This window comes from Parvibaculum sp. (assembly GCF_046297875.1).
In the GTDB taxonomy this organism is placed as follows: domain Bacteria; phylum Pseudomonadota; class Alphaproteobacteria; order Parvibaculales; family Parvibaculaceae; genus Parvibaculum.
Window position 1 is genome coordinate 1,730,268 of the sequence record NZ_JBKBHD010000001.1, and the last position, 20,485, is coordinate 1,750,752.

The 20,485-nt window shown below is 60.4% G+C and carries 17 protein-coding genes, 1 tRNA gene and 1 pseudogene; 8 read left to right on the forward strand and 11 right to left on the reverse strand.

Annotated elements, in window-relative coordinates; genetic code table 11:
• The first annotated feature begins 6 nt into the window (after positions 1-6).
• Both thiC and ACK4FH_RS08450 read left to right on the forward strand, forming a co-directional pair.
• Positions 7-1,875: a phosphomethylpyrimidine synthase ThiC gene (gene thiC, locus ACK4FH_RS08445; protein ID WP_409812642.1), complete on the forward strand. Its 1,869-nt coding sequence runs from the start codon at positions 7-9 to the stop codon at positions 1,873-1,875.
• Positions 1,876-1,968: 93 nt separating this feature from the next.
• A pseudogene (locus ACK4FH_RS08450) lies at positions 1,969-2,385 on the forward strand (integrase core domain-containing protein); the annotation flags it as partial.
• Positions 2,386-2,625: 240 nt separating this feature from the next.
• On the opposite strand, the gene ACK4FH_RS08455 reads toward ACK4FH_RS08450, so the two are convergent.
• On the reverse strand, positions 2,626-4,347 hold the full coding sequence (locus tag ACK4FH_RS08455) for an N-acyl-D-amino-acid deacylase family protein (RefSeq protein ID WP_409812644.1): 1,722 nt from the start codon (positions 4,345-4,347) through the stop codon (positions 2,626-2,628).
• A 155-nt stretch (positions 4,348-4,502) separates the two neighbouring features.
• Between ACK4FH_RS08455 and msrA the strand changes: the two genes are divergently transcribed.
• On the forward strand, positions 4,503-5,159 hold the full coding sequence (gene msrA, locus ACK4FH_RS08460) for a peptide-methionine (S)-S-oxide reductase MsrA (protein WP_409812646.1): 657 nt from the start codon (positions 4,503-4,505) through the stop codon (positions 5,157-5,159).
• Here the strand turns inward: msrA and ACK4FH_RS08465 are convergent.
• The 3 genes from ACK4FH_RS08465 to rpoH all read right to left on the reverse strand — a co-directional run bounded on the left by ACK4FH_RS08465 (position 5,153) and on the right by rpoH (position 9,604).
• Complete coding sequence (locus tag ACK4FH_RS08465; RefSeq protein ID WP_409812648.1) at positions 5,153-7,396, reverse strand: spermidine synthase; 2,244 nt, start codon at positions 7,394-7,396, stop codon at positions 5,153-5,155. The genes msrA and ACK4FH_RS08465 overlap by 7 nt on opposite strands.
• Positions 7,397-7,470: 74 nt before the next feature.
• Entirely contained in the window at positions 7,471-8,598 is a 1,128-nt protein-coding gene (locus tag ACK4FH_RS08470; RefSeq protein WP_409812650.1) for an AI-2E family transporter, read from the reverse strand.
• An 88-nt stretch (positions 8,599-8,686) separates the two neighbouring features.
• Complete coding sequence (gene rpoH / locus ACK4FH_RS08475; protein WP_409812652.1) at positions 8,687-9,604, reverse strand: RNA polymerase sigma factor RpoH; 918 nt, start codon at positions 9,602-9,604, stop codon at positions 8,687-8,689.
• A gap of 292 nt (positions 9,605-9,896) precedes the next feature.
• On the opposite strand from rpoH, the gene ACK4FH_RS08480 reads away from it, so the two are divergent.
• Entirely contained in the window at positions 9,897-11,087 is a 1,191-nt protein-coding gene (locus ACK4FH_RS08480; protein ID WP_409812654.1) for a DUF262 domain-containing protein, read from the forward strand.
• Between the two features lie 30 nt (positions 11,088-11,117).
• Positions 11,118-11,588 carry a hypothetical protein gene (locus ACK4FH_RS08485; protein ID WP_409812656.1) on the forward strand — a complete coding sequence of 157 codons (471 nt, stop codon included), beginning with the start codon at positions 11,118-11,120 and terminating at the stop codon, positions 11,586-11,588.
• 2 nt (positions 11,589-11,590) lie between these two features.
• On the opposite strand, the gene ACK4FH_RS08490 is transcribed toward ACK4FH_RS08485, so the two are convergent.
• The 4 genes from ACK4FH_RS08490 to ACK4FH_RS08505 form a co-directional block, all read right to left on the reverse strand.
• Positions 11,591-12,007, reverse strand: a complete 417-nt coding sequence (locus ACK4FH_RS08490) for a very short patch repair endonuclease (protein WP_409812658.1) — start codon at positions 12,005-12,007, stop codon at positions 11,591-11,593.
• Positions 12,008-12,011: 4 nt separating this feature from the next.
• Positions 12,012-12,896, reverse strand: coding sequence for a NaeI family type II restriction endonuclease (locus ACK4FH_RS08495; protein ID WP_409812660.1), 885 nt, complete (start codon positions 12,894-12,896; stop codon positions 12,012-12,014).
• 44 nt (positions 12,897-12,940) lie between these two features.
• Positions 12,941-13,903: a DNA cytosine methyltransferase gene (locus tag ACK4FH_RS08500; RefSeq protein ID WP_409812662.1), complete on the reverse strand. Its 963-nt coding sequence runs from the start codon at positions 13,901-13,903 to the stop codon at positions 12,941-12,943.
• Between the two features lie 180 nt (positions 13,904-14,083).
• Complete coding sequence (locus tag ACK4FH_RS08505; protein ID WP_409815213.1) at positions 14,084-15,169, reverse strand: RluA family pseudouridine synthase; 1,086 nt, start codon at positions 15,167-15,169, stop codon at positions 14,084-14,086.
• Position 15,170: 1 nt separating this feature from the next.
• On the opposite strand from ACK4FH_RS08505, the gene ACK4FH_RS08510 reads away from it, so the two are divergent.
• Both ACK4FH_RS08510 and ACK4FH_RS08515 read left to right on the forward strand, forming a co-directional pair.
• Positions 15,171-15,578 (forward strand): hypothetical protein, encoded by a 408-nt coding sequence (locus ACK4FH_RS08510; RefSeq protein ID WP_409812663.1) that lies wholly within the window; start codon positions 15,171-15,173, stop codon positions 15,576-15,578.
• A gap of 514 nt (positions 15,579-16,092) precedes the next feature.
• Positions 16,093-16,168, forward strand: a tRNA-Glu gene (locus ACK4FH_RS08515).
• A gap of 32 nt (positions 16,169-16,200) precedes the next feature.
• On the opposite strand, the gene ACK4FH_RS08520 is transcribed toward ACK4FH_RS08515, so the two are convergent.
• The 3 genes from ACK4FH_RS08520 to ACK4FH_RS08530 all read right to left on the reverse strand — a co-directional run bounded on the left by ACK4FH_RS08520 (position 16,201) and on the right by ACK4FH_RS08530 (position 18,160).
• The gene (locus tag ACK4FH_RS08520) at positions 16,201-16,611 is read right to left on the reverse strand and encodes an MAPEG family protein (RefSeq protein WP_409812665.1); all 411 of its coding nucleotides are present in this window, start codon (positions 16,609-16,611) and stop codon (positions 16,201-16,203) included.
• Between the two features lie 78 nt (positions 16,612-16,689).
• Complete coding sequence (locus ACK4FH_RS08525) at positions 16,690-17,424, reverse strand: hypothetical protein (RefSeq protein WP_409812667.1); 735 nt, start codon at positions 17,422-17,424, stop codon at positions 16,690-16,692.
• A 124-nt stretch (positions 17,425-17,548) separates the two neighbouring features.
• Positions 17,549-18,160 (reverse strand): DUF1134 domain-containing protein, encoded by a 612-nt coding sequence (locus ACK4FH_RS08530; RefSeq protein WP_409812669.1) that lies wholly within the window; start codon positions 18,158-18,160, stop codon positions 17,549-17,551.
• A gap of 190 nt (positions 18,161-18,350) precedes the next feature.
• On the opposite strand from ACK4FH_RS08530, the gene ACK4FH_RS08535 reads away from it, so the two are divergent.
• Entirely contained in the window at positions 18,351-20,420 is a 2,070-nt protein-coding gene (locus tag ACK4FH_RS08535) for a YdbH domain-containing protein (protein ID WP_409812671.1), read from the forward strand.
• Positions 20,421-20,485: the final 65 nt, after the last annotated feature.

Here is a 20,485-nt window from a genome sequence, read left to right on the forward strand (position 1 = left end):
ATCGACATGAATATCCACGCCCCCAAGGATGCGTTGCCCGATGTCACCGCCGGGCCGCTTCCCGCGAGCACAAAGGTCTTCACCTCGCCTGAAGGCTTTCCCGAATTGAAGGTACCGTTCCGCGAAATAGCGTTGCATCCTTCGGCGAAGGAGCCGCCGGTGCGCGTCTACGACACGTCAGGGCCCTACACCGATCCGACGGCGACAATCGACGTCGAGAAGGGGCTTCCCCGTCACCGCGACGCCTGGATCGAGGCGCGCGGCGGGACGGAGCTTTATGACGGGCGCGAGGTAAAGCCCGAAGACAATGGCAATGTCGGCGAGAAACATCTCGCCCGTGCTTTCCCGGTCGTGAACCGCCCGCGCCGCGGGCTGCCGCGCCGTCCGGTCACACAGTATGAATTTGCCAAGGCCGGCATCGTCACCGCCGAAATGGCCTTCATCGCCGAGCGCGAGAATATGGGCCGGAAGCGCGCGCTCGAAAATGCCGCGCACAAGATCGCCGAGGGCGAAAGCTTCGGCGCCGAAATCCCGGAATTCATCACGCCGGAATTCGTGCGCGACGAAGTCGCCGCCGGCCGCGCCATCATCCCGGCCAATATCAATCACCCGGAACTCGAGCCGATGATCATCGGCCGCAATTTTCTCGTGAAGATCAATGCGAATATCGGTAATTCCGCCGTCGCCTCCTCGGTCGCCGAGGAAGTCGACAAGATGGTCTGGGCGATCCGGTGGGGCGCGGACAATGTCATGGACCTGTCGACGGGCCGCAACATCCATAACACGCGCGAATGGATCATTCGCAATTCTCCGGTGCCGATCGGCACCGTGCCGATCTATCAGGCGCTCGAAAAGGTCGATGGCATTGCCGAAAACCTCACCTGGGAAGTCTATCGCGACACGCTGATCGAGCAGGCGGAGCAGGGCGTCGACTATTTCACGATCCATGCGGGCGTGCGTCTCGCCTATGTGCCGCTCACCGCAAAGCGCGTTACGGGCATCGTCAGCCGTGGCGGCTCCATCATGGCGAAGTGGTGCCTTGCGCATCACAAGGAAAGTTTCCTCTACACGCATTTCGAGGAAATCTGCGACATCATGCGCCAGTATGACGTCTCCTTCTCGCTGGGCGACGGGCTGCGCCCCGGCTCGATTGCGGATGCGAATGACGAGGCGCAGTTCGCCGAGCTCGAAACGCTGGGGGAGCTCACGCAGATCGCCTGGAAGAAGGGCTGCCAGGTGATGATCGAGGGGCCGGGTCATGTGCCGATGCACAAGATCAAGGTCAATATGGACAAGCAGTTGAAGCATTGCGGCGGCGCGCCCTTCTATACGCTCGGGCCGCTCACCACCGACATCGCGCCGGGCTACGATCACATCACGTCCGGCATCGGCGCCGCCATGATTGGCTGGTTCGGCACGGCGATGCTCTGCTACGTCACGCCGAAGGAACATCTGGGCCTCCCCGACCGTCAGGACGTGAAGGAAGGCGTCATCACCTACAAGATCGCGGCCCACGCCGCCGACCTCGCAAAAGGTCACCCGGCGGCACAGCTCCGCGATGATGCGCTCAGCCGCGCGCGGTTCGAGTTCCGCTGGGAAGACCAGTTCAACCTGGCGCTCGATCCCGAACGCGCCAAGGAGTTCCACGACCGCACACTGCCGAAGGAGGCGCACAAGGTCGCACACTTCTGCTCCATGTGCGGGCCGAAATTCTGCTCGATGAAGATCACGCAGGAAGTCCGCGACTATGCCGAAAGCGGCATGGCCGAAATGGCGTCGGAGTTCCGCAATTCCGGCGGCGAGATATATTTGGAAGAAGCGGATGCTGCGGTGAAGGCAGCAAACAAGGCGCTGGGCGGCAACGCGGCGGAGTAGAAGCCGCGTGGCCTTCCGGCGAAACATGCGCGGCGAGAAGCTGCCCGATGTTCTCGTGCCGGGTCTCGATGTCGTGTTCACGGGCACGGCGCCTTCACGCGGTTCTCGCCGGCGATCGACGTCCGCTTTACCTACAAGGGGGTGGACGTCGTCGACACGCTTGAGCGTGTCGCCCGGGAGGTCGGCTACCCGAAGACGATGCGTCTGGACAATGACCCGGAGTTCATCTCTCGCGAACTCGATCTGTGGGCCTTCATGCGTGGCGTCACGCTCGACTTCTCGCGGCCAGGAAAACCGACGGATAATGCCTTCATTGAAAGCCTCAACGGCAAGTTCCGCGCGGAGTGCCTGAACGCCAACTGGTTCCTGAGCCTCGACGAAGCACGATCAAAATGCGAGGCTTGGCGTAGAGACTACAACGAGGTCCGACCGCACAGCGCGATCGGAAACGAAGTACCGATCAGGCTTCATCTTCCGGCCGGCAACCCCGGCCAGCCTGCCGTCAGATGAAGCCGGAATTTACCAGCCCAGCCGGTCCAAGGTTGGGGGCAAGTTCAATCATTCAAAGGACTCTGCTTCCAACTGGATGAAGGTTGGGGCTCAGGTCAAAGGGATTTGAGAATCCTTGGGGAGAAGTTGCTAAACGGAAGTCCAACAAGGCAACGCCAGAGAGAACCGAGCGAGCAAAAGTGTTGTACGAGTCTCTCTTGCGTGTAAATGTTCCTTCACCATTGCCAGCCGTCTAGCTGCTTACTTCCCCTGCACCCCGCGAATGAGCCGCCCCGGCAATTCCCCCGTCGGCTCGTCATTCTCCGCCACGACGACCCCCGAAAGCACCGTCGCGCGGTAGCCCTTCGCGCCCTGCCAGAGGCGCCGGCCGCCCGCCGGCAGGTCGAAGCGCATTTCAGGATGCGTGAAGGAGAGGTTTTCGAAGTCGATCACGTTCACATCGGCCTTCATGCCGGGCGCAAGCACGCCCCGGTCGTAAAGCCCATATTGCTCCGCCGTGTCCTTCGTCTGGATGCGGATGATGTCCTCGATGGGCAGCCTCGCTCCTCTTGTCCGGTCGCGCGCCCAATGCGTCAGCATGAAGGTCGGCGTGCCGCCGTCGCAGATCGCGCCGACATGGGCGCCGCCATCGGCCAGGCTGAGGCCGGTCTGCGGGTGGCGCAGCGTTTCCTCGATCGCCGTGTAGTCATTGGTCGAATAGCCGAACAGCGGAAAATAAAGCATCGCCTGCCCGTCATTCACCATCATCGCGTCATAGGCGAGTTCGGTGGGCGTCTTGCCCTCGCGTTGCGCCACGGCGGCCACGCTGTCATCCGGCGAAGGCTCGTAATTCTCGCGCTCGCCCATCGGATACATCTTGTGGAAGGACGTCGTGATGAAAGTGCCGAAAGCGCCGAGCTTGTCGACATTCTTCCCGCCGGTGATTTCCGCCCGCACCTTCGGGTCCTTCAGCTTCTCGATCCGCTCGGCGAAAGGCATCTGCGCGTAAGGGCGGTATTCCGGGAAGCCGATAAAGGGATGAACGGATGTCTGCCAGCCCATCAGCAGGCCGACCGGCCGTCCCGAATGCTGGCCGCGAATATTGGTCACGCCTTCGGCGCGCGCCCTGTCCAGATGCGCCAGCATCTTCTTGTAAAGATCCGGCGCTTCGTCGATCTGCTGCACCTGGAAGGTGACCATGCGGCCGGTCTCCTTCGCCATTTTCAGCATCCAGTCGAATTCCTGTTCCATCTCGCGATGCGTCGCCGCGATCTGGAAGACGCCGGACCCATGTTCCTTCAGCGCATCGGCAATGCCGAAAAGCTCGTCATTCGCCGCCAGCGTGCCGGGCACCGGGTCGCCCTTCAGCGTGTTGTGGAGGTCGGTCCGCGAGGTCGAGAAGCCGAGCGCGCCTGCCTGCATCGCCTCATAGGTCAGGTCGCGCATCTTCGCGATGTCCTCGGGCGTCGCTGGCTCATTGCCGACGCCGCGGCTCCCCATGACATAGACGCGCAGTGCGCAATGCGGCATCTGCGTACCGATATCGGTGGCGAAGCGGCGCTTGTCCAGCGCATCGAGAAACTCGGGGAAGCTCTCCCATTCCCATTTGATGCCTTCATGCATCGCCGCGCCCGGAATGTCCTCCACCGCTTCCATGAGGTCGATGAGTTCGCCCCGCGCTTCGGGCTTCACCGGCGCAAAGCCGACGCCGCAATTGCCCATCACGACGGTCGTCACGCCATGCTGCGAGGAGGGCGTGAGCCAGGGGTCCCAGGTCGCCTGCGCGTCGTAATGCGTGTGAATGTCGACAAAACCCGGCGTGACGAGAAGGCCCTTCGCGTCGATCTCGCGCCGGCCCTTGCCGTCCACGCGGCCGACGGCGCTGATCCTGCCACCGTCGATCGCTACATCGCCGGCAAAGGGCTTTGTCCCCGTTCCATCGACGATCGTGCCGCCGCGGATTACGAGATCATGCTCAGCCATGACGATTTCTCCCTGAATTTCCTGTCTTTTGCGGCAGTTTGCCCGGAGCCTGTCCCAAGGGCAAGGCAAGCCGCGGTTCCCTTGCTGACAGGCCTTTCCGGGGGGATTAAGCTGACCTACATCATGGTCAAATCCATGCCCCAGGGAGGCCGCTCATGTTCAATCTGCGCAAAAAGACCGAAATGCCCGCGCCGCAAGAGGCTCTGCCCGGACGCGATTTCGAGATCCCGACCGCGAGCCGCCATTTCGTGAACAGCGCCGACCTCAAGGGGCCTTACCCGGAAGGGACGGAGCTTGCCTATTTCGGGCTCGGCTGCTTCTGGGGCGCGGAGCGCAAATTCTGGCAGGTGCCGGGCGTCCATGTCACGGCGGTCGGCTATGCAGCAGGCTTCACGCCGAACCCGACCTATGAGGAAGTCTGCTCGGGCCGCACCGGGCACAATGAAGTCGTGCTCGTCGTCTACGACCCGAAGAAAGTATCCTACGAGACGCTGCTCAAGACCTTCTGGGAAAATCACAACCCGACACAGGGCATGCGTCAGGGGAATGATATCGGCACGCAATACCGCTCCGGCATCTATGTGACGAGCGAGAGCCAGCGCATGGCCGCCGAGGCGTCGCGCGCGGCTTACGCGGCCGAGCTTTCAAAGCGCGGCTTCCCTCACATCACCACCGAAATCCTCGACGCACCGGAATTCTATTTCGCCGAGGACTACCACCAGCAATATCTGGCGAAGAACCCCAACGGCTATTGCGGCCTCGGGGGTTTGGGCATTTCCTGTCCGATCGGAACGGGTGTCGCCGCTCAGTAAAGCGCGCCGAAGATGCTCGCGTGATCGTCGGTCCAGAGCGGTGTCCTGTCCGTGCGGCGCGCGGGATTCCAATTTCCGCTCGCGGCGAGAGCGGTGAGCGCCGCTTCGTCTCGTGACAGCGCCACCCAGTGGGACGCAAGCGCCAGCACTTCGCCTTCGCGCCGCGGGCCGGGATCGAAATTCTGTTCAAGCGACTTGAAGCCGGCCTTTTCCGCTGCGCGCGCAACGACAGGCGCGAGGTCGAGATGGCGGTTCGAGACGTTGACGAGCAGAAGCCCGTCGTCTGCCAGCGCGCGGCCATATGTCTCGAAGGCTTCGCGGGTGATGAGGTGGATTGGCACGGCGTTCGACGAGAATGCGTCCATCACGATGAAATCGAATGCACCTTCCGGCTCACGCGAAAGCATAAGCCGCCCGTCGCCCGTCACAATGCGCGCTTGCGGCGTGCAGCTTGCGAGGGAGTGGAAGAAGCGCCGGTCCTGCGCCACGCGCACGACAAGCGGATCGATCTCGAAATAGGTCCAGCTTTGTCCTTCGCGCGCGTGGCAGCCCATATTCCCGATGCCGAGGCCGAGTACGCCGATCCGTTCGAAGCGGTGTCCCAGGGCCGCCATCGCCTGACCGAGCGGTCCGCGCGCATGATAATAGGTGGCGGGCTCGGGCCGCTCGCGGAAGCGGTCCTGCCGCTCGAAGCCGTGTGCCGTCGTACCCATCAGAAAATGAAAACCTTGATTGGCCCGGTCCGTTTCCACCGCGTAATGGCCGAAGAAGCTCCGCCCGTTCCAGACGGCTGTGCCATTGCCCGCATCGCCGCTGGCGGGGCCCATGAACCAGCCGCCGAGGAAAAGCGCAGCAAGCAGCAGCGGGAAGCGCGCGGCAAGTGCGAAGGCGAAGGCGGCGGCGGCGAGAATGGCGACGAATAGAAATGCGACACCGACCGGACCGAGGCCGGCGGGCGACGGCAAGACGAATACGACAGCGATCGCGAGCAGCGCGGCGCCAAACGCCAAGCTGAGCTTCCGGCGGCCCGCTTTGCTTGTCATCGCTTTTGTCGCCCGTCCCGGCAGGGCGAAGCAGGCAAGCGCGATCAGCAGCGGATATTCGAGCGGTGTCGACAGCAGCATGGGCGGCAGAAAGGCTGTCGCCGCGGTGCCGGTGACGCCGCCTGCCGCGAGAATGAGGAAGAACTCCGTCGCGCGCGCCGGCGCCGGGCGCTTCGCATAAAGTGTTGCATGGCAGGCGAGCGCCATCGCGGCGAAGCCCGCAAGATGCGCTGCCATCGGCCAGGCGAAACCGGCTTGTGAAAACCAGATCGAGACGACGAAGAAGGCAAGCGCCGGACCGGCCGCGAGCCCGGCCTGTTCCGCGCGGGAGGGAAGCCCCGCAAATGCTGCGATATAGGTCGCGAGGTAGAGCCCGAGCGGCAACACCCAGAGCAGCGGGAAAGCGGCGACATCGGTTGTGATATGCGCAGTCACGGCGGCAAGCAATGCAGTGGGCAGCGCGGCGCAAAGGAACCAGCCCGCGCGCTCGCGCCACTTGCCCGCGCTCGCGGCAAATTCCGGTTTTTCAAGGGCGGTTGCGCGCGGACGCATGAGCGCCGTCAGTCCGGCGGCAAGCGTGCCGGCCATCACGAGCCCATAAAGCGCGCTCCAGACGAGCGCCTGCGTGGCGAGCGAGGCAAGGGGTTCGATCAGGAAGGGATAGGCGGCCAGCGCGCCGAGCGAGCCTGCGTTGCTTGCTGCGTATAGCCGGTAAGGATTTTCCGCCTGCGGATGATCCTGCGTCGCGAACCAGTGCTGCAGCAGCGGCGCCGTTGCCGAAAGCGCGGCAAAGGGCAGGCCGAGATGGACGAGAAGGGCTGCAAGGATCGCGAGCGCGGGCGAGCCGTCCGGCGCAATCGAAAAATCGGGCGAAAGGCCCGGAGGCAGGAAAAAGAATGCGGCGAGCGCCAGCATGAGAAGATGAAAGGAAATCTGGCCCGTGAGCGGCAGCCGCGTCCGCAGCAGGTGGGCATAGGCATAGCCTGCGAGCAGCGCCGCCTGAAAGAAGACGATCGCCGTCAGCCAGACGCCTGCAGCGCCACCCGCATGGGGCAGCAGCGCGCGGCCGAAGAAGGGCTGGATCCAGAAGACGAGCAGCGCCGATCCTGCAAGCACGCCCGCATATAGCGCGATCGCAGGCCGGTCTCCAGGGCGGAATCGTGCTCCCGCCGCAAGTGCTGCAAGCCTTTGCATGGCCGGTCCTCCGGCCTGATGGTCGGCGGATCATGGTTAAGTCCGGGTTAATTCATGCGGACGGTGTCCCGCGATCAGTCCGGTAGCGGGCTGCCATTCGCGTTCTGGCCGGGCAGCGCCCTCCCGTCGATGAAGATCGAGAATTTGCGCAAGGGCTCGATCTGCGCGAAGCAAGTATTCATCATCACGAGAATGGGAACCGCAAGTACCGCCCCGATGACGCCCCACATCCAGCCCCAGAAGATGATGGAGAGGAAGACAACGGCTGCGTTCAGCGTGTGGCGGCGCCCGAGGATCGAGGGCGTGACGAATTGCGACTCGATCAAGTTCCAGCCGAAATAGATAGCCGGTGCGAGGAGTGCCCTGCCGGGATCGTCGAAGGCGATGAAGCCGACAAGGCCGGTCAATGCCATGCCGGCGGCCGCGCCCGCATAGGGCACGAAATTGAGCAGCGCCCCTGCAACCCCCCAGAGCGCGGCATTGGGCAGTCCGATCGCCCAGAGCGAGAGCCCTATCGCCAGGCCCAGCCCTGCATTGATGAGCGAGATGGAAAGAAGATAGGTCGAGATCTCTCGCTCCATGCTGCGCAATATGCGCCGCGCCTTCTCCTTGTCGGTCAGGCTCCTTGCCGAGCGGATCACACGGTCGCGCAGCAATTCGCCCGTCGCCAGCAGGAAATAAATCAGCACGATGAAAATGAGGAAGGACGCACCCTTCTGTCCTGCCGCCTCCATCGCCCGGTCGATCAGGCTTTGCTCGCGCATGACAATGGACTGCCTCTGGTTGCGGTCGCGCGTGAGCTCTTCCATCTGCTCGCCTGCGCGGCGCATCGCTTCGACCGGCTCGACGATGTCGCCCGATTTCTGCTTGAGTTCCGCAACCGTGGCGGGGATGCGGCCCGCCCACTCTGCCGCGGGCTCGGCAAGAGCCCAAACCGCGGCGGCGAGCGCGCCGACAATTGCCAGCACGATCAGCGCGGCAGAGAGAGCATCCGGCAGAACGCGAAAGGGAACCGTGCGCATCAGCGGCATCAGGATGAAGCTCGCAACGAGCGCCGCCGTGATCGGCGCAACGAGATTTTGCGCCAGATAGGCCGTGTAGAGGATGGCGAGCACGGACAGCACGGCGAGCGAGGTTTCCGCGCGCATAGCCGCGGCGCGGATGCCACCCCTTACCCGCCCGGTAGCCGGATCGTTCGTCATGCCGCATCTCCGTGCCAGAGAAGCGGCCGCGAAAAGAGGGCCGCGCAAGCTCAACGGCTCACACGGGCAAAGGTTCCCGGCGGTATCCTCAGAAATCCGCCAGCGCGTCCCGCCTTGCGTCTGCCTGGTCGCGCATGGCGTTTTTCATCGCCTTTTGCAGCTTCTCGAAGGCGCGCACCTCGATCTGGCGCACGCGCTCGCGGGAAATGCCATATTCCTGGCTGAGATCTTCCAGCGTCGCAGGCTCGTCCTTCAGGCGGCGCTCTGTCAGGATGTGCATTTCGCGCTCGTTCAGCGTTTCCATGGCGCGGGCGAGCATTTCGCGGCGGAGGCCCAGCTCCTGTTCCTCACCAAGCGTCGCTTCCTGATCGGCCGTGTCGTCGACCAGCCAGTCCTGCCACTCGCCGCTTTCCGAATCCTGCCGGAGCGGCGCATTCAGCGAATTGTCGGGGCCCGCCATGCGGCGGTTCATGGAGATGACTTCGTCCTCCGTCACGCCGAGGCGCTCGGAAATCGTCTTCACCTGATCGGGGTGAAGGTCGCCATCCTCGATCGCCTGGATCTGGCCCTTCACCTTGCGCAGGTTGAAGAAGAGCTTCTTCTGCGCCGCGGTCGTGCCCATCTTCACGAGCGACCAGCTCCTCAGGATATATTCCTGGATCGAGGCGCGGATCCACCACATGGCATAGGTCGCCAGCCGGAAGCCCTTTTCCGGCTCGAAGCGCTTCACCGCCTGCATCAGGCCGACATTGCCTTCCGAGATCACCTCGCCGATGGGCAGGCCATAGCCGCGATAGCCCATGGCGATCTTCGCCACGAGGCGCAGATGGCTCGTCACCAGCTTGTGCGCCGCATCGGTGTCCTCATGCTCCTTCCAGCGCTTGGCGAGCATGTATTCCTCCTGCGGCTCCAGCATTGGGAATTTGCGGATTTCCTGCAGGTAGCGCGACAGCGACCCTTCCGGGTTCGGCGCGGGCGCAAGCATTTTCGACTTCGTTTCGGCCATTGGGGCCCCCAATCCGGCCCGCGGGGCTCCCCTTTGGGATTTGGGGGAGGGGGAGGCGCGAGCCCTGTCATTCTTCCGTTCCGGGCCTTATGCCAAGGCCCGCCGCCGGATAATACCCGACGGATAAGGTCGGGCTATAAGATAACGGAAGAGGGGCGGAAAAATGGCATCCGTCCCCTCTCAAGGCGCATCCTGCCACGGGGATCGGCCTCAAGGCCCCCCGGCCGGCAGAGGGCTTATATGGGGAGGGGATCAGGGAGTTAAAGGGGTTGGCGGCCGCTAGGTACAACAAATGACCGCACCAACCGCGCATAGATTGGCGGCAAAATATTATGAGGCTAATCTTGGCAGAGAATTCAGATGCAGTTTTAAAGGACATGGGAAAGTGGACAGAGTCTCTCGAAGAATAAAGGCGCTCGAAGATCAGGCGCTTTACGAAGATGACACGAACGAGGTCCCACCGTCTGATATCGTCGCTTACAACGAGCTGCGATCTTGTGCCGATCTTTTCAGAATGGCCAACCAAGGGATTTTAGATATCCAACCCGATTTCCAGCGCGATATCGTTTGGAAAGGCACGGATCAGACCCGTTTCGTGGATTCGCTAATCAAACAACTTCCGATCCCTAGCATGTGCTTTGCTATGGACCACCGCGCTCAACGTTGGATAGTTATCGATGGTCTGCAGCGGATCTCGACAATTGTCAGATTTCTGAGAGGCGAGGATTGGCGACTTTCGCAGCTCGACGATATAAACCAAGACATTGCCGGTAAAACAGCTGCTGCGATTAAGACGTCTACAGATGATCTGCATCAATACTATTCAAGGGTTGAGAATCAAACCCTCCCGATAAATGTTCTTCGTTGCAATTTTCAGAAACGAGAACACATGGAATATCTGTTCACGATTTTTCACCGGTTGAATGCCGGCGGGATAAAGTTGAACAATCAGGAGATTCGAAACTGCATATTTAGCGGACCGTTCAATGAGCTTCTCAAAGATTTGGATCAATATGTGCCGTGGAGAAAACTCAACCGTATGTCTGCCGAGGGATTGTATCGATTCACAAAGCAAGAGCTAATACTGAGATTCTTTGCATTCTTGGAACAGCGAGGAAAGTACAAAGGGCAAGTGGCCAAGTTTTTGAACAGCTACATGCATGAAAACCGTAACGCTGACTTAGATACACTCGATCAAAAATCCAGACTGTTTCGCCGGACGGTTGACGTCATTCTTCGGACTGTCTTTTCGGAAGGGCCCCCAACAAAGATGCCGGTGACAATTATGGAGTCACTTCTGGTTGGAGTGGCTGCCAATATTGAGAGATTGGAATCAATAGACGCGGTCTCGGCCCACGAGATGTATGTCAAATTGATCGAGCATCCGCACTTTTCAGAGGACGCGTTAGCTGAGGGCTTGTCGAAGAAACCGAAAGTCGAGGAGCGTTTCTCAACAGCCGTAGAGATATTTGCGGGACGTTAAATGATTTCTAGAACGGAGATTGATCGGAATTTGAGAGCGCTCAACGGCAAGTTCCTTAAGGCAAGGCGAACAAAAGATGCTTTGTTCTTTTCGAAGCTGGCAATTATGGAATTGGGCGGGTGGATTGAGGTTTCGATGGATGACGTTGTGCGTCGTTGTTCAAAACGCATTCTCAAAGAGAGGGACAATCTTCAGCTGATTGAAACTAGCATCAAAAAGAATCACGGATTTAATTACAAGGAAAATTTCCGCCGTATGCTGATAGATCTAGTCGGAATTGTGAATGTTGAGCGAATCGAACGTCGAGCAGATCAGTCTAAGCGTTTGAAGATGGAGGCTGCGCTGAAGCACATTAAGGCATCGCGTGATCCCGAGGCCCATACTTACATAAAAGGAACCACTCGGACCATTGATGCGCCTTCACTTACTTACAGTAAGTTCGTTGATATTTACGAAGGACTTCAGGAGATAGAAAGAGTGTGTAGGTCGCAAAAATTTTGAGTTTATTTCTCCAAGAACTCCGATATCACTTTTTCCAATGTGCGGGTATCTTTCACTGCGCACTCCCAAATTATCAATTTCTCCCATCCTTCGGCGATTAGACGTTCCTCGGTCTCTTTGTCCCTTTTTTTGTTCCTATTTAGCTTTTTACTCCAATATTGTTCATTGGACTTCGGCATCCGTCCATCGAGGCAGGCCGGGTCGCTATGCTGATGCCAGAAGCATCCATGGACGAAAATCACTTTCCGGCGCGAGGAAAAGACCAGATCGGGTTTGCCAGGAAGGTCCTTGCGATGCAGACGGTAGCGGTATCCCATGCCGTGCACGAGCCGCCGGACAATCATTTCCGGCTTCATGTTCTTGCTTCGAATGCGCCGCATGTTTTCGCTGCGCCGTTCCTTCGAAATCCTGTCAGACATTGCGTTAGTCGATCAGTTTGGTCCGCCGCAGGTAACTGAGGTCTGTTTCATTGCGCGGGCTGACAGCAATCATTTCGTCGTCACCCGTATGCGGTGCCTTCAGAATCCGGAGAGCTGCCTTGTCGTAAAAGCCCGAGAGTAGCGCGACGCCTTCCGTACGAAGAATATCTCTGGCGCCTTGATTTCCACGGAGACGCTTCATGTAGTCCCGCTGATCGAAGAGAAGGGCCTGAATGACAGAACGGTGAACCGGCCTGCCGATATTCTCACGAAAGAACTGGGCAGCCCTTTTTGTACCGCCAGAAATCTCTCTTAGCTCCCGGAAGCGTTGCATATCGAGACCTTCCCAGTGACCTCGGGGATAAGGGGCTTCATTCACAAGCCATAGAATGTTTTTGAATGCCCCTTTCCTGACGCTCCTCTTCCTGTCCTGATTGGGGCTGTTCAGATAAGCGTCGCGTGCCAGCATGACGCCCATCCAGCACCGCTGATCCTGCTCGTCAAATGCGACCACGATGCAAGGCTCTTCGCTGCGATAGATTTCAGGGGGAATCATCCAGGATTCGCGGGTCGTATTCTTCACATCGACGTCCATTCCGTCGATGACCAGGTCCCGCAAACCCTTTGGGACATCCAGCATATCGCGAATGAAGTGTTCGACCTTCAAGCCAATAAATGTCTTCTCGACATTGTCCAGGTCTGACAGGCGCGTACGGCCTGTGCGGACCGGGTCCAGCACGAAATCAACCGCATCCCGCACGAGGACTGGCAGCTTTTCTTCAAGAGCGGTTTTGCCACCGGCACGATTCAGAACAAACCTGGCAATCTGATCCAGAACGGGGAAGTCTGGGTGTCCGGCCTTGACAATGCTTTCCGGAATATTCTTCATGCGCCGACGCTATACGGCGCTTGAGCGGAATTCTAGAGCTTAGCTTAGGCGCTTCTGCGAAGCGGTCTGCTATTCCGTTGCAAAGCAATGGCTATGTACTCGGCAACCGCCTGTGCAACCGGTGGCGGAAATGCATTCCCGACCTGTCTATAGGCAGCGGTTTTGCGGCCGGTAAAATACCAATCGTCAGGAAACCCCTGAAGCCGTGCGACCATCTGAACGGTCAGGCGCGGCATACCTGCGAAATTGGCGTCGGGTGCTTCCTCGGCAATGGTCATGCCATTGACGCCCAATGCGGCCCAGGCTTTCTTTGCGCGCGTCGGACCGAGATCGGGGCCGCCATGTTTCTTTGATCCGCCAACGATTGTAGGTGCAATTTCATTTGCGCGCGCAGCCCATGTCTTGGCGCCCCGCCACCCATTGGCCGCCATTAGATCGGCCAATGTTTCACCGACAGTTTTCGGCTTGCGCAAGGATTCTGTTGGCCAGACGAATGCGTCTGCCTGTTCCTTTCTGATTGCGGCAATTACAACTCTCGGGCGCAATTGGGGTACACCAAACCCGGACGCATTGAGGAGCCTCCAGTCAGTTGCGTAGCCTAGTTTGTCCAGTTGCTGCCGCAGTCCTTCTCTGTATTCACGGAAAACCGGATCGAGAAATCCGCGCACATTCTCGATCATCACAGCGCGGGGCCTGATGGCATCGATAATGTCGATGGCGTCTGGAAACAGATTGCGCTCGTCGGCGGCGCCTAGCTGCCTTCCTGCAACCGAAAAAGGAGGACATGGCAGGCCGCCTGCAACAAGGTCGACACCTTTGAAGTCTGCCGCTCTTTCCTTGAACAGCCGAAGGTCTTCTTCAAAAACTTTCCACCCGGCGCGGTTGTGACGAAGGGTATTGCAGCAATGAGGGTCAATTTCGACAAGCGCCTCGTGTTCAAAGCCGGCCATTTCAAGGCCAAGGGCCTGTCCGCCGGCTCCCGCGCACAATTCGATGGATGTCAACATATCGGTGGCTTTCCCCTCATTAAGCCCAAATGTAGTGGTGCTTTACTCTTGAGTCATGGCGAAACTTGTTTCTATTTTGTTCCTTTTGTCTGTCTGACGCAAGCTGAAGCTGGGCCGATTTGGAACGTAGTTTTGGAGCGCACTGGAGATGGCGAAAGGCTGCGTGTGGTTTAGCAGCGCCTAGACTTCCTCCAACTCCCCCACGAGCTCCGCAATATCCTCCGGCAACGGAGCATCGAAGCTGAGGTGTTCGCCGGTCACCGGGTGCTCGAAGCCGAGGTGCCAGGCGTGGAGGGCCTGGCGGTCGAGGCGGGCAAGCGCCGTGCGGGCTTCGTCGGAGAGTTTTGAGGCGCGGGTTTTCATGCCGGTGCCATAGGTGGGGTCGCCCAGCACCGGGTGGCCGATATGCGTCATGTGCACGCGGATCTGGTGGGTGCGGCCGGTTTCGAGCCGGCATTCGACGAGCGAGACGAGGCCGTCTGCGAATTCCTGCTCCACCTCGTAATGCGTGATGGCGCGGCGGCCGGCGGTGTTGTCGTCGCCTTCATCTTCGTTCCGCCGCGCGCGCGGCTTCAGCGCCGCCATCTTCATGCGGTTGTGGCTCGAGCGCGCGATATTCGCGTCCACCGTGCCGCGCTTTGGCGATGGCACGCCCCAGACCAGCGCCTTGTAGGCGCGGGTCAGTTTTCCGTCGCGGCCATGCGCGGCGAATTGTTCGGCGAGGCCGCGATGCGCGCGGTCGGTCTTGGCGACGACCATCAGGCCAGAGGTTTCCTTGTCGAGCCGGTGGACGATGCCGGGCCTGCGCTCGCCGCCAATGCCCGACAGCGTTTCGCCGCAATGGGCGATCAGCGCATTCACAAGCGTCATGTCGGGATTGCCGGGGGCGGGATGCACCACGAGCCCCGCCGGTTTCATCACCACAATGAGGTCTGCATCCTCGTAAACGACATCGAGCGGGATCGCCTGTCCCTCGGGCCTTGCGGGCGCGGGCGGCGGCAAGGTGAGCGTCAGCCGTTCGCCCGCTTTCACACGATATGAGGCATCGGTGAGCGGGCGCGGCCGCGTGCCCTCGATTTCGACGCGACCTTCCTCGATCAATTGCTTCACGCGGGCGCGGGACGGCGGCCCCTCGGCGTTTTCCTCCGCCTCGAACTTGCGGGCGAGCGCATCCGTGAGATACTTGTCGAGGCGCATGCCGCTTTCGTCATCAGCGACGGTCAGGGCGTGGCGCGTTTCATCATCTGAAGGCAGGGCGGCGGACATCATGGGCGAGACTATATCACCGGAAGGTTCCACGTCGCGCGAGGCGCCAGAACCGGGCCAGCCTCTTGATGAAGCAAAGCTGAGGAAGCTGAAGCTCCTCATGGGCATGATGTCGGGCTTTCTCGTGCTCACCTTCATGGTGGTGATCGCCGCCTTTGTCTGGCGCCTGTCGGGCGGCGGCGCGGAAGGCGGGGCGCCGCGTGCGTCGCTGCCGGCCGGTTATTTCGGCATTTCGCATGTCGGCATAGCGCCGGGCCAGATGGTGCGTTCCGTCACGCTGGGCGAGGGCCGTGTCGCCATCCATGTCACGGGCGGCGACGCCGACATGGTGATCCTCGCCGATCCGAAGAGCGGCGCCGAGCTTGGCCGTATCGTGGTCACGCCCATGTCCGATTTCGCGGCGCGATGAGATCGCGCCCAGGGTTTGATTTCGCTGTGCGCTGATCGCATCACAAGGATTGCCGGACATCCCAATGCCAGCCGCCGCGCCGGAAGCCTTCCGCGCGGGCCATCATGCTGCCGATTTTCGGGGGAGGGAGGGTGCCGCCGGTGCCGGGGGAGGAGGGAGGATGGCACCGGCGGCAATCTGAAAACCGGTCGGGGAGGAGGTCGACCGGCGTTTCGTGACACCAATATCGCCATGAAATGACATATTGTCAATCGTGATTTTTGTGCGTTGCAAAACTTTAACGTAGATTGGGATGAGAGCGGATTGCAGTGTAACTATATGAAATCCCTTACGTAAATTGCTAAAATGCGGAGTTTCGGACCGCGAAATCCGGCCCGGTGCGGTCGAATGACGCAGTGCGGGGAATTTGTTTTAGGGGGCAACCCCTAGTCTCTCTGGGGAGCGCGGCAGGGCGCAAACGAATGCTCTTGCGCGGCCCGGCACGGCATCATAGAAGGGGCGCCCGAACTGGTCCGTCCCCTTCGTCTAGCGGTCCAGGACGTCGCCCTCTCACGGCGAAAACAGGGGTTCGAGTCCCCTAGGGGACGCCATTTTCTCTTTTGAAAATCAACGTTTCACGCTGTCAGAAATAGACAGCGGCCGCTTCCATGGCCAGTGCGATCAGCGAACCAAGCAGGAGGATCACGGTCGAGGCGAGGCCGACGGTGAATCCGGTGGAGCGCTTGAGCGCCGCCGCATAGTAGCCGCGGGCATAGAGAACGCGGCCGACGGGATAGAAGATGCCAATGGCGGCGGCCCAGATGTCGCCGACCGTCAGCGCGAAGAGCCAGATCGCCGGCAGGAACAGCAGCAGGTTTTCGGCTGTATTTCCCTGAACCCTCAGCACACGAAGGAAGTCGTCGGGCCCGTCCATGCGGGGCGCCGGAATGCCGAATGCGGCGCGCGCCTTGCCGACCTTGAAGGCCATCCAGAAATAGACGATGAGCGTAATGATCGTGACCAGGCCGGTCAGCGGATAGGCGAAGGACGTCATGGCAGTCTCCCCGATGCGGTGCTCACATCAAAGAAATCAGCTTGCAGTGATTCCAGCAATCAAAAGAGAGGGGCCCGGCTAGTTGGCCACACCAGCCTCCAGCGCCCGGATGCGGGCGAGCAGGGCCTTGTCGCCGATATGGGCCTCCGTCAGGCGGTCGTCCGCTGAGGGAGCTGTGGTCCGGTCGTCTTCGGCCGTGGCGTCGAGCCGCTCCAGCGAGGCCTTGACCTCGGCCAGTGTGCGCGCCGCCTCGTCTTCATTTACCGCTGTTTCGGCTTTCGGGGCTTCGGCATGCGTTGCCTCAATCGGCTCCTCAGCGAAGACATGGGGATTGGCTGTCGCCACGGGAACCGGGCTGGGTTCAGGCGCATCGCCGATCGCTGTCTCGAGCGCGGAAATCTCATGCTTCAGCGCTGCGATCCGCTCAGCGATATAAACGGCATTCTGGCCGATATGGGCGCGCAATGCCGCTGCCTCCGCGCCCAGCCGGCCTGTCTCCGCCCGCAAGCTATTGATTTCACTGGCTAGAGCGGTGTTTTCGCGCACCAGGTCGTCATGTGACGCCGAAAGGGCTTCCTTGTCGCTGCGCAGACGGCTGATTTCGGCTTCGAGAGGGGCCGTTTCGCTGCGATGGCGCTGCATCAGGTTGTCGAGTTCGCGCACCCGCGCATCGTCAACGGTTTCGGTTTCCGTCTCGACGAGGCTGCGTCTGGTCACAGTGACAGCCCGGCGCCACACGAACTGGGCTGCAATTGCCGCAAACAGCGTGGCAACGAAAAAGCCAAGAGCAATCAGCATCAGGCTCTCGATCATGGCTTACCTGCATGGAACGGCGCCATTTGGCGCGTCGGGATGGAAAACTCCGGGAGCCTGCCAGAAATCCGGCCATGCTTCCACCTTGGACGCATGTCAGGCAGTCAATTCGCGGATGTGTGCGTCAGAAGGGCAACCATTCGCGCGTTTTAGTATATTTGAGGTAGCCGACAGATGCGCCGAGCCGGACGCCGACGCCAGAACGCATCGGTGCCAGAATAACGTCGTCGCGCTGCTGATAATTGATGCCGATGCCGCCGATCAGATAGGCGCTGCCCTCGACGCCGGGATAGCGCCGGTAAATGGTTTCTCCGTTGGGCAGATTGTAGACCAGGGTGAATACCTTCACCGCGTTGCCACCAAAGTCCCAGCCTGCGCTCGGCCCCTGCCAATAGACGCGCTGCCGCGTGCCGTTCTTCATCACGAGTTCGCCCTGGCCATAGCGCAGCCCGAGAACGAAGGCGCCGCTTGCTTCCTCGCCCTTGATATAGGCATTGGGTTCGCCATAGGCCTCGAAAACACTATGAACGGCATCGGCGAGGCCCTGCGATACGTCGCCAAAGAAGTCGCCTGCCTCCTTGACGATCTCATCCTGCTTGTAGGTGTCTTGATTGTTCCCGGATTGGGCGGCAGAGGGCTGAGCAGCAAATGTCAAGAGCGCAAGACCGATACACATGCCTGCAATGACCGGCGATCCCCGGAACATGCGCCTCGGCTGCGAATTGAAGATGGTCATGCTGCCCTCCTGTCCCGTCCGGCGCTTGCCGCCCGGCATCGTCCGTTTGCCATCGAATCGCCGTCAATGATTGCGAAAGTCTATATTAGAATCACATAGATTGAGGCATGGCGATATTGACGGCAGAGCATGGCGAAACAGTGGCCGGCCCGCGATGGCGCAAGTCCGGCTGCGTTGGAGCGCAATCGATATGCTGAAGGGCCGATGGCGCAAGCTGGCATTTTTCACTGTGCTCCTGCTGCTGGCGGTCATGATTGCCGCCGTGTGGGCCTGGCAGCAGCGCCGCGGCCTCGCCGAGCAGGTGATCGGTCAGGCGCTGGCGGAGCGTGGCATTGAGCCTGTGTCGTTCTCCGTCTCATTTATCGGGCTGCGGAGCATTTCGCTTTCGGATGTGGTGATCGGCGACCCGGCTGCACCGGATGTTCATGTCGACAATGTCTCGGTCTCCTATTCTCTCGGCGAGCTCATGTCCGGCCGCGTCCGTTCAATCGATGTTGGCGAGGCGAGGGGCCGGCTGGCATTGTCGGAAGATGGCCTGTCTTTCGGCGCGCTCGATCCGCTGCTGAAGGGGGAGGGCGGTGGCGGCGCGGCGCAGATACCACCGGTCGAGATCGAAAGTGCCCATATCGAAATCAAAACAAAGGAAGGCATACTTTCGATTGTTGGGCCTCTAGCCATTGTTCCGGACGGTGATGCATTTGCCGTTTCGACTGCAGGTATCCTTATCAGCGAGACAGGCGATGCGCCTCGTGTCGCTCCATTGCACGCGGCAGGTGCAGCGCGCATCGCGCCCGGCGCGATTTACCTCGAAGGCCAGATATCTACTGCGGACGGAGAACGCAGCGGCGTTCCGTTGATGCGCGTCGAGGGTGAATACGACATCGCCTTGCGGCAAGGCGCCCTGCGCGGCGAGGGCACGTTGTCGCTCGATAGAGATGGATTGACGGTTTCGCGTCTCGCCCCGGTGCTCGCGCCTTACTACATCGACCTTACGGGCGCCGTTTCATATCGCGGGGAAGCTGTTTTCGACGGTGAGGCGATTTCGGTGAACGGCGAAGCCGACATGCAGAATCTCGCCTTGCGGCAAACGGCGGCAGGCGATGCGCGCCTGACTGGCCTTGTGAAATTGGCTGCGGTAACGGGGGGCGCTGCCGTGCCGCTTCGTCTGGAATTTTCCGGCGTTCGGGTGGAGGACATGTCACGCCCGGAGCGTTTCGCGCCGGTGACGATCGAGGGGCCTTTGACGATGGTGAGGCGGCAGATTGAAGCCAAACTTGTCGTACGCAGCGCGCTTCCCGCGATCCGCGGCGCGCGCCTTGCGAATATCGACGGCCGGTTCGATATTGCCAAGGGTGAGGGGGAAATGCGGGCCAATGGCGACCTTGCCCTGGCGCCGGACAAGCTCGAATTGCAGACCATATTGCCGGTGTTCAAAGATGCCGTCATGCAGATGAGCGGCGGTCTGTCCTATTCGGCGCAAGCGAGACTGTCGGGCACCGGGCTGGCGACATCGGGCCGGGTGACGCTTAAAGATACCGGATTTGTTGCTGCCGCAGTTACTGCGCGTGGCGTCAGCGGTGTGGTCAACTTCAAAAACCTTGTTCCGCCGGCAACGAGTGGCGTGCAAACGCTGACGGTACGGGAAATCGACGCTGGCGTTCCGCTCGAGAAGGGAACGGTCTCATTCGAAGTGGATCGGACGGGCGTGCGGATCGTCGATGCGACCTGGCCCTTTGCCGATGGCAGGCTCGTTCTCGCATCCCGGGGTACATCGGCGTTGGCGGACGACGCGGCGTTTCTGTTGACGGTCGAGAATGTCGATCTGGGCATTTTGCTCGAGATCGCAGATGTCCCCGGCCTGCGGGCCACAGGACATATTTCCGGTGGCATTCCCGTCGTGATCCGTGATGGCGACCTCGTTCTTGTTGATGGTGCATTGGCCGCGCAGGAGAAGGGCACCATCGTCTATCGGAGCGAGGCGGGCGATGCTGTGCAGACCGAGCAGACGAAGCTGCTCACCGATGCGTTGAATAATTTCCATTATACGGAACTCAGTGGCGGTCTGTCCGGCAATGCAAATGGCGAAGTAGTGCTGCGCCTTTCATTGCGCGGGTCCAATCCCGATCTTTATGAGGGATATCCGTTCGCGATCAATGTGAATGTCGAAGGATCGCTTGCAGACCTGTTTCGCCGTGGTACCGTTGGCTTCAGGCCTCTTGAGCTCATCAAGCAGCACCCGGATGCGACCAGGGTGCCGTGATGCTGAAGGCGAGAGGAGAACCCGCAGAAATTTTGGTTCGGAGCGCGAGAATGCGAGGGAGATAC

Excerpts from the sequence above, each read along its gene's own strand:
- ACK4FH_RS08505 (WP_409815213.1), bottom strand. The coding sequence starts at position 15,169 with ATGTCCGCCGCCCTGCCTTCAGATGATGAAACGCGCCACGCCCTGACC.
- thiC (WP_409812642.1), top strand. The coding sequence starts at position 7 with ATGAATATCCACGCCCCCAAGGATGCGTTGCCCGATGTCACCGCCGGG.
- ACK4FH_RS08510 (WP_409812663.1), top strand. The coding sequence starts at position 15,171 with ATGGGCGAGACTATATCACCGGAAGGTTCCACGTCGCGCGAGGCGCCA.
- ACK4FH_RS08525 (WP_409812667.1), bottom strand. The coding sequence starts at position 17,424 with ATGATCGAGAGCCTGATGCTGATTGCTCTTGGCTTTTTCGTTGCCACG.
- rpoH (WP_409812652.1), bottom strand. The coding sequence starts at position 9,604 with ATGGCCGAAACGAAGTCGAAAATGCTTGCGCCCGCGCCGAACCCGGAA.
- ACK4FH_RS08470 (WP_409812650.1), bottom strand. The coding sequence starts at position 8,598 with ATGACGAACGATCCGGCTACCGGGCGGGTAAGGGGTGGCATCCGCGCC.
- ACK4FH_RS08535 (WP_409812671.1), top strand. The coding sequence starts at position 18,351 with ATGCTGAAGGGCCGATGGCGCAAGCTGGCATTTTTCACTGTGCTCCTG.
- msrA (WP_409812646.1), top strand. The coding sequence starts at position 4,503 with ATGTTCAATCTGCGCAAAAAGACCGAAATGCCCGCGCCGCAAGAGGCT.
- ACK4FH_RS08530 (WP_409812669.1), bottom strand. The coding sequence starts at position 18,160 with ATGACCATCTTCAATTCGCAGCCGAGGCGCATGTTCCGGGGATCGCCG.
- ACK4FH_RS08455 (WP_409812644.1), bottom strand. The coding sequence starts at position 4,347 with ATGGCTGAGCATGATCTCGTAATCCGCGGCGGCACGATCGTCGATGGA.
- ACK4FH_RS08490 (WP_409812658.1), bottom strand. The coding sequence starts at position 12,007 with ATGTCTGACAGGATTTCGAAGGAACGGCGCAGCGAAAACATGCGGCGC.
- ACK4FH_RS08495 (WP_409812660.1), bottom strand. The coding sequence starts at position 12,896 with ATGAAGAATATTCCGGAAAGCATTGTCAAGGCCGGACACCCAGACTTC.
- ACK4FH_RS08520 (WP_409812665.1), bottom strand. The coding sequence starts at position 16,611 with ATGACGTCCTTCGCCTATCCGCTGACCGGCCTGGTCACGATCATTACG.
- ACK4FH_RS08480 (WP_409812654.1), top strand. The coding sequence starts at position 9,897 with ATGACCGCACCAACCGCGCATAGATTGGCGGCAAAATATTATGAGGCT.
- ACK4FH_RS08465 (WP_409812648.1), bottom strand. The coding sequence starts at position 7,396 with ATGCAAAGGCTTGCAGCACTTGCGGCGGGAGCACGATTCCGCCCTGGA.
- ACK4FH_RS08500 (WP_409812662.1), bottom strand. The coding sequence starts at position 13,903 with ATGTTGACATCCATCGAATTGTGCGCGGGAGCCGGCGGACAGGCCCTT.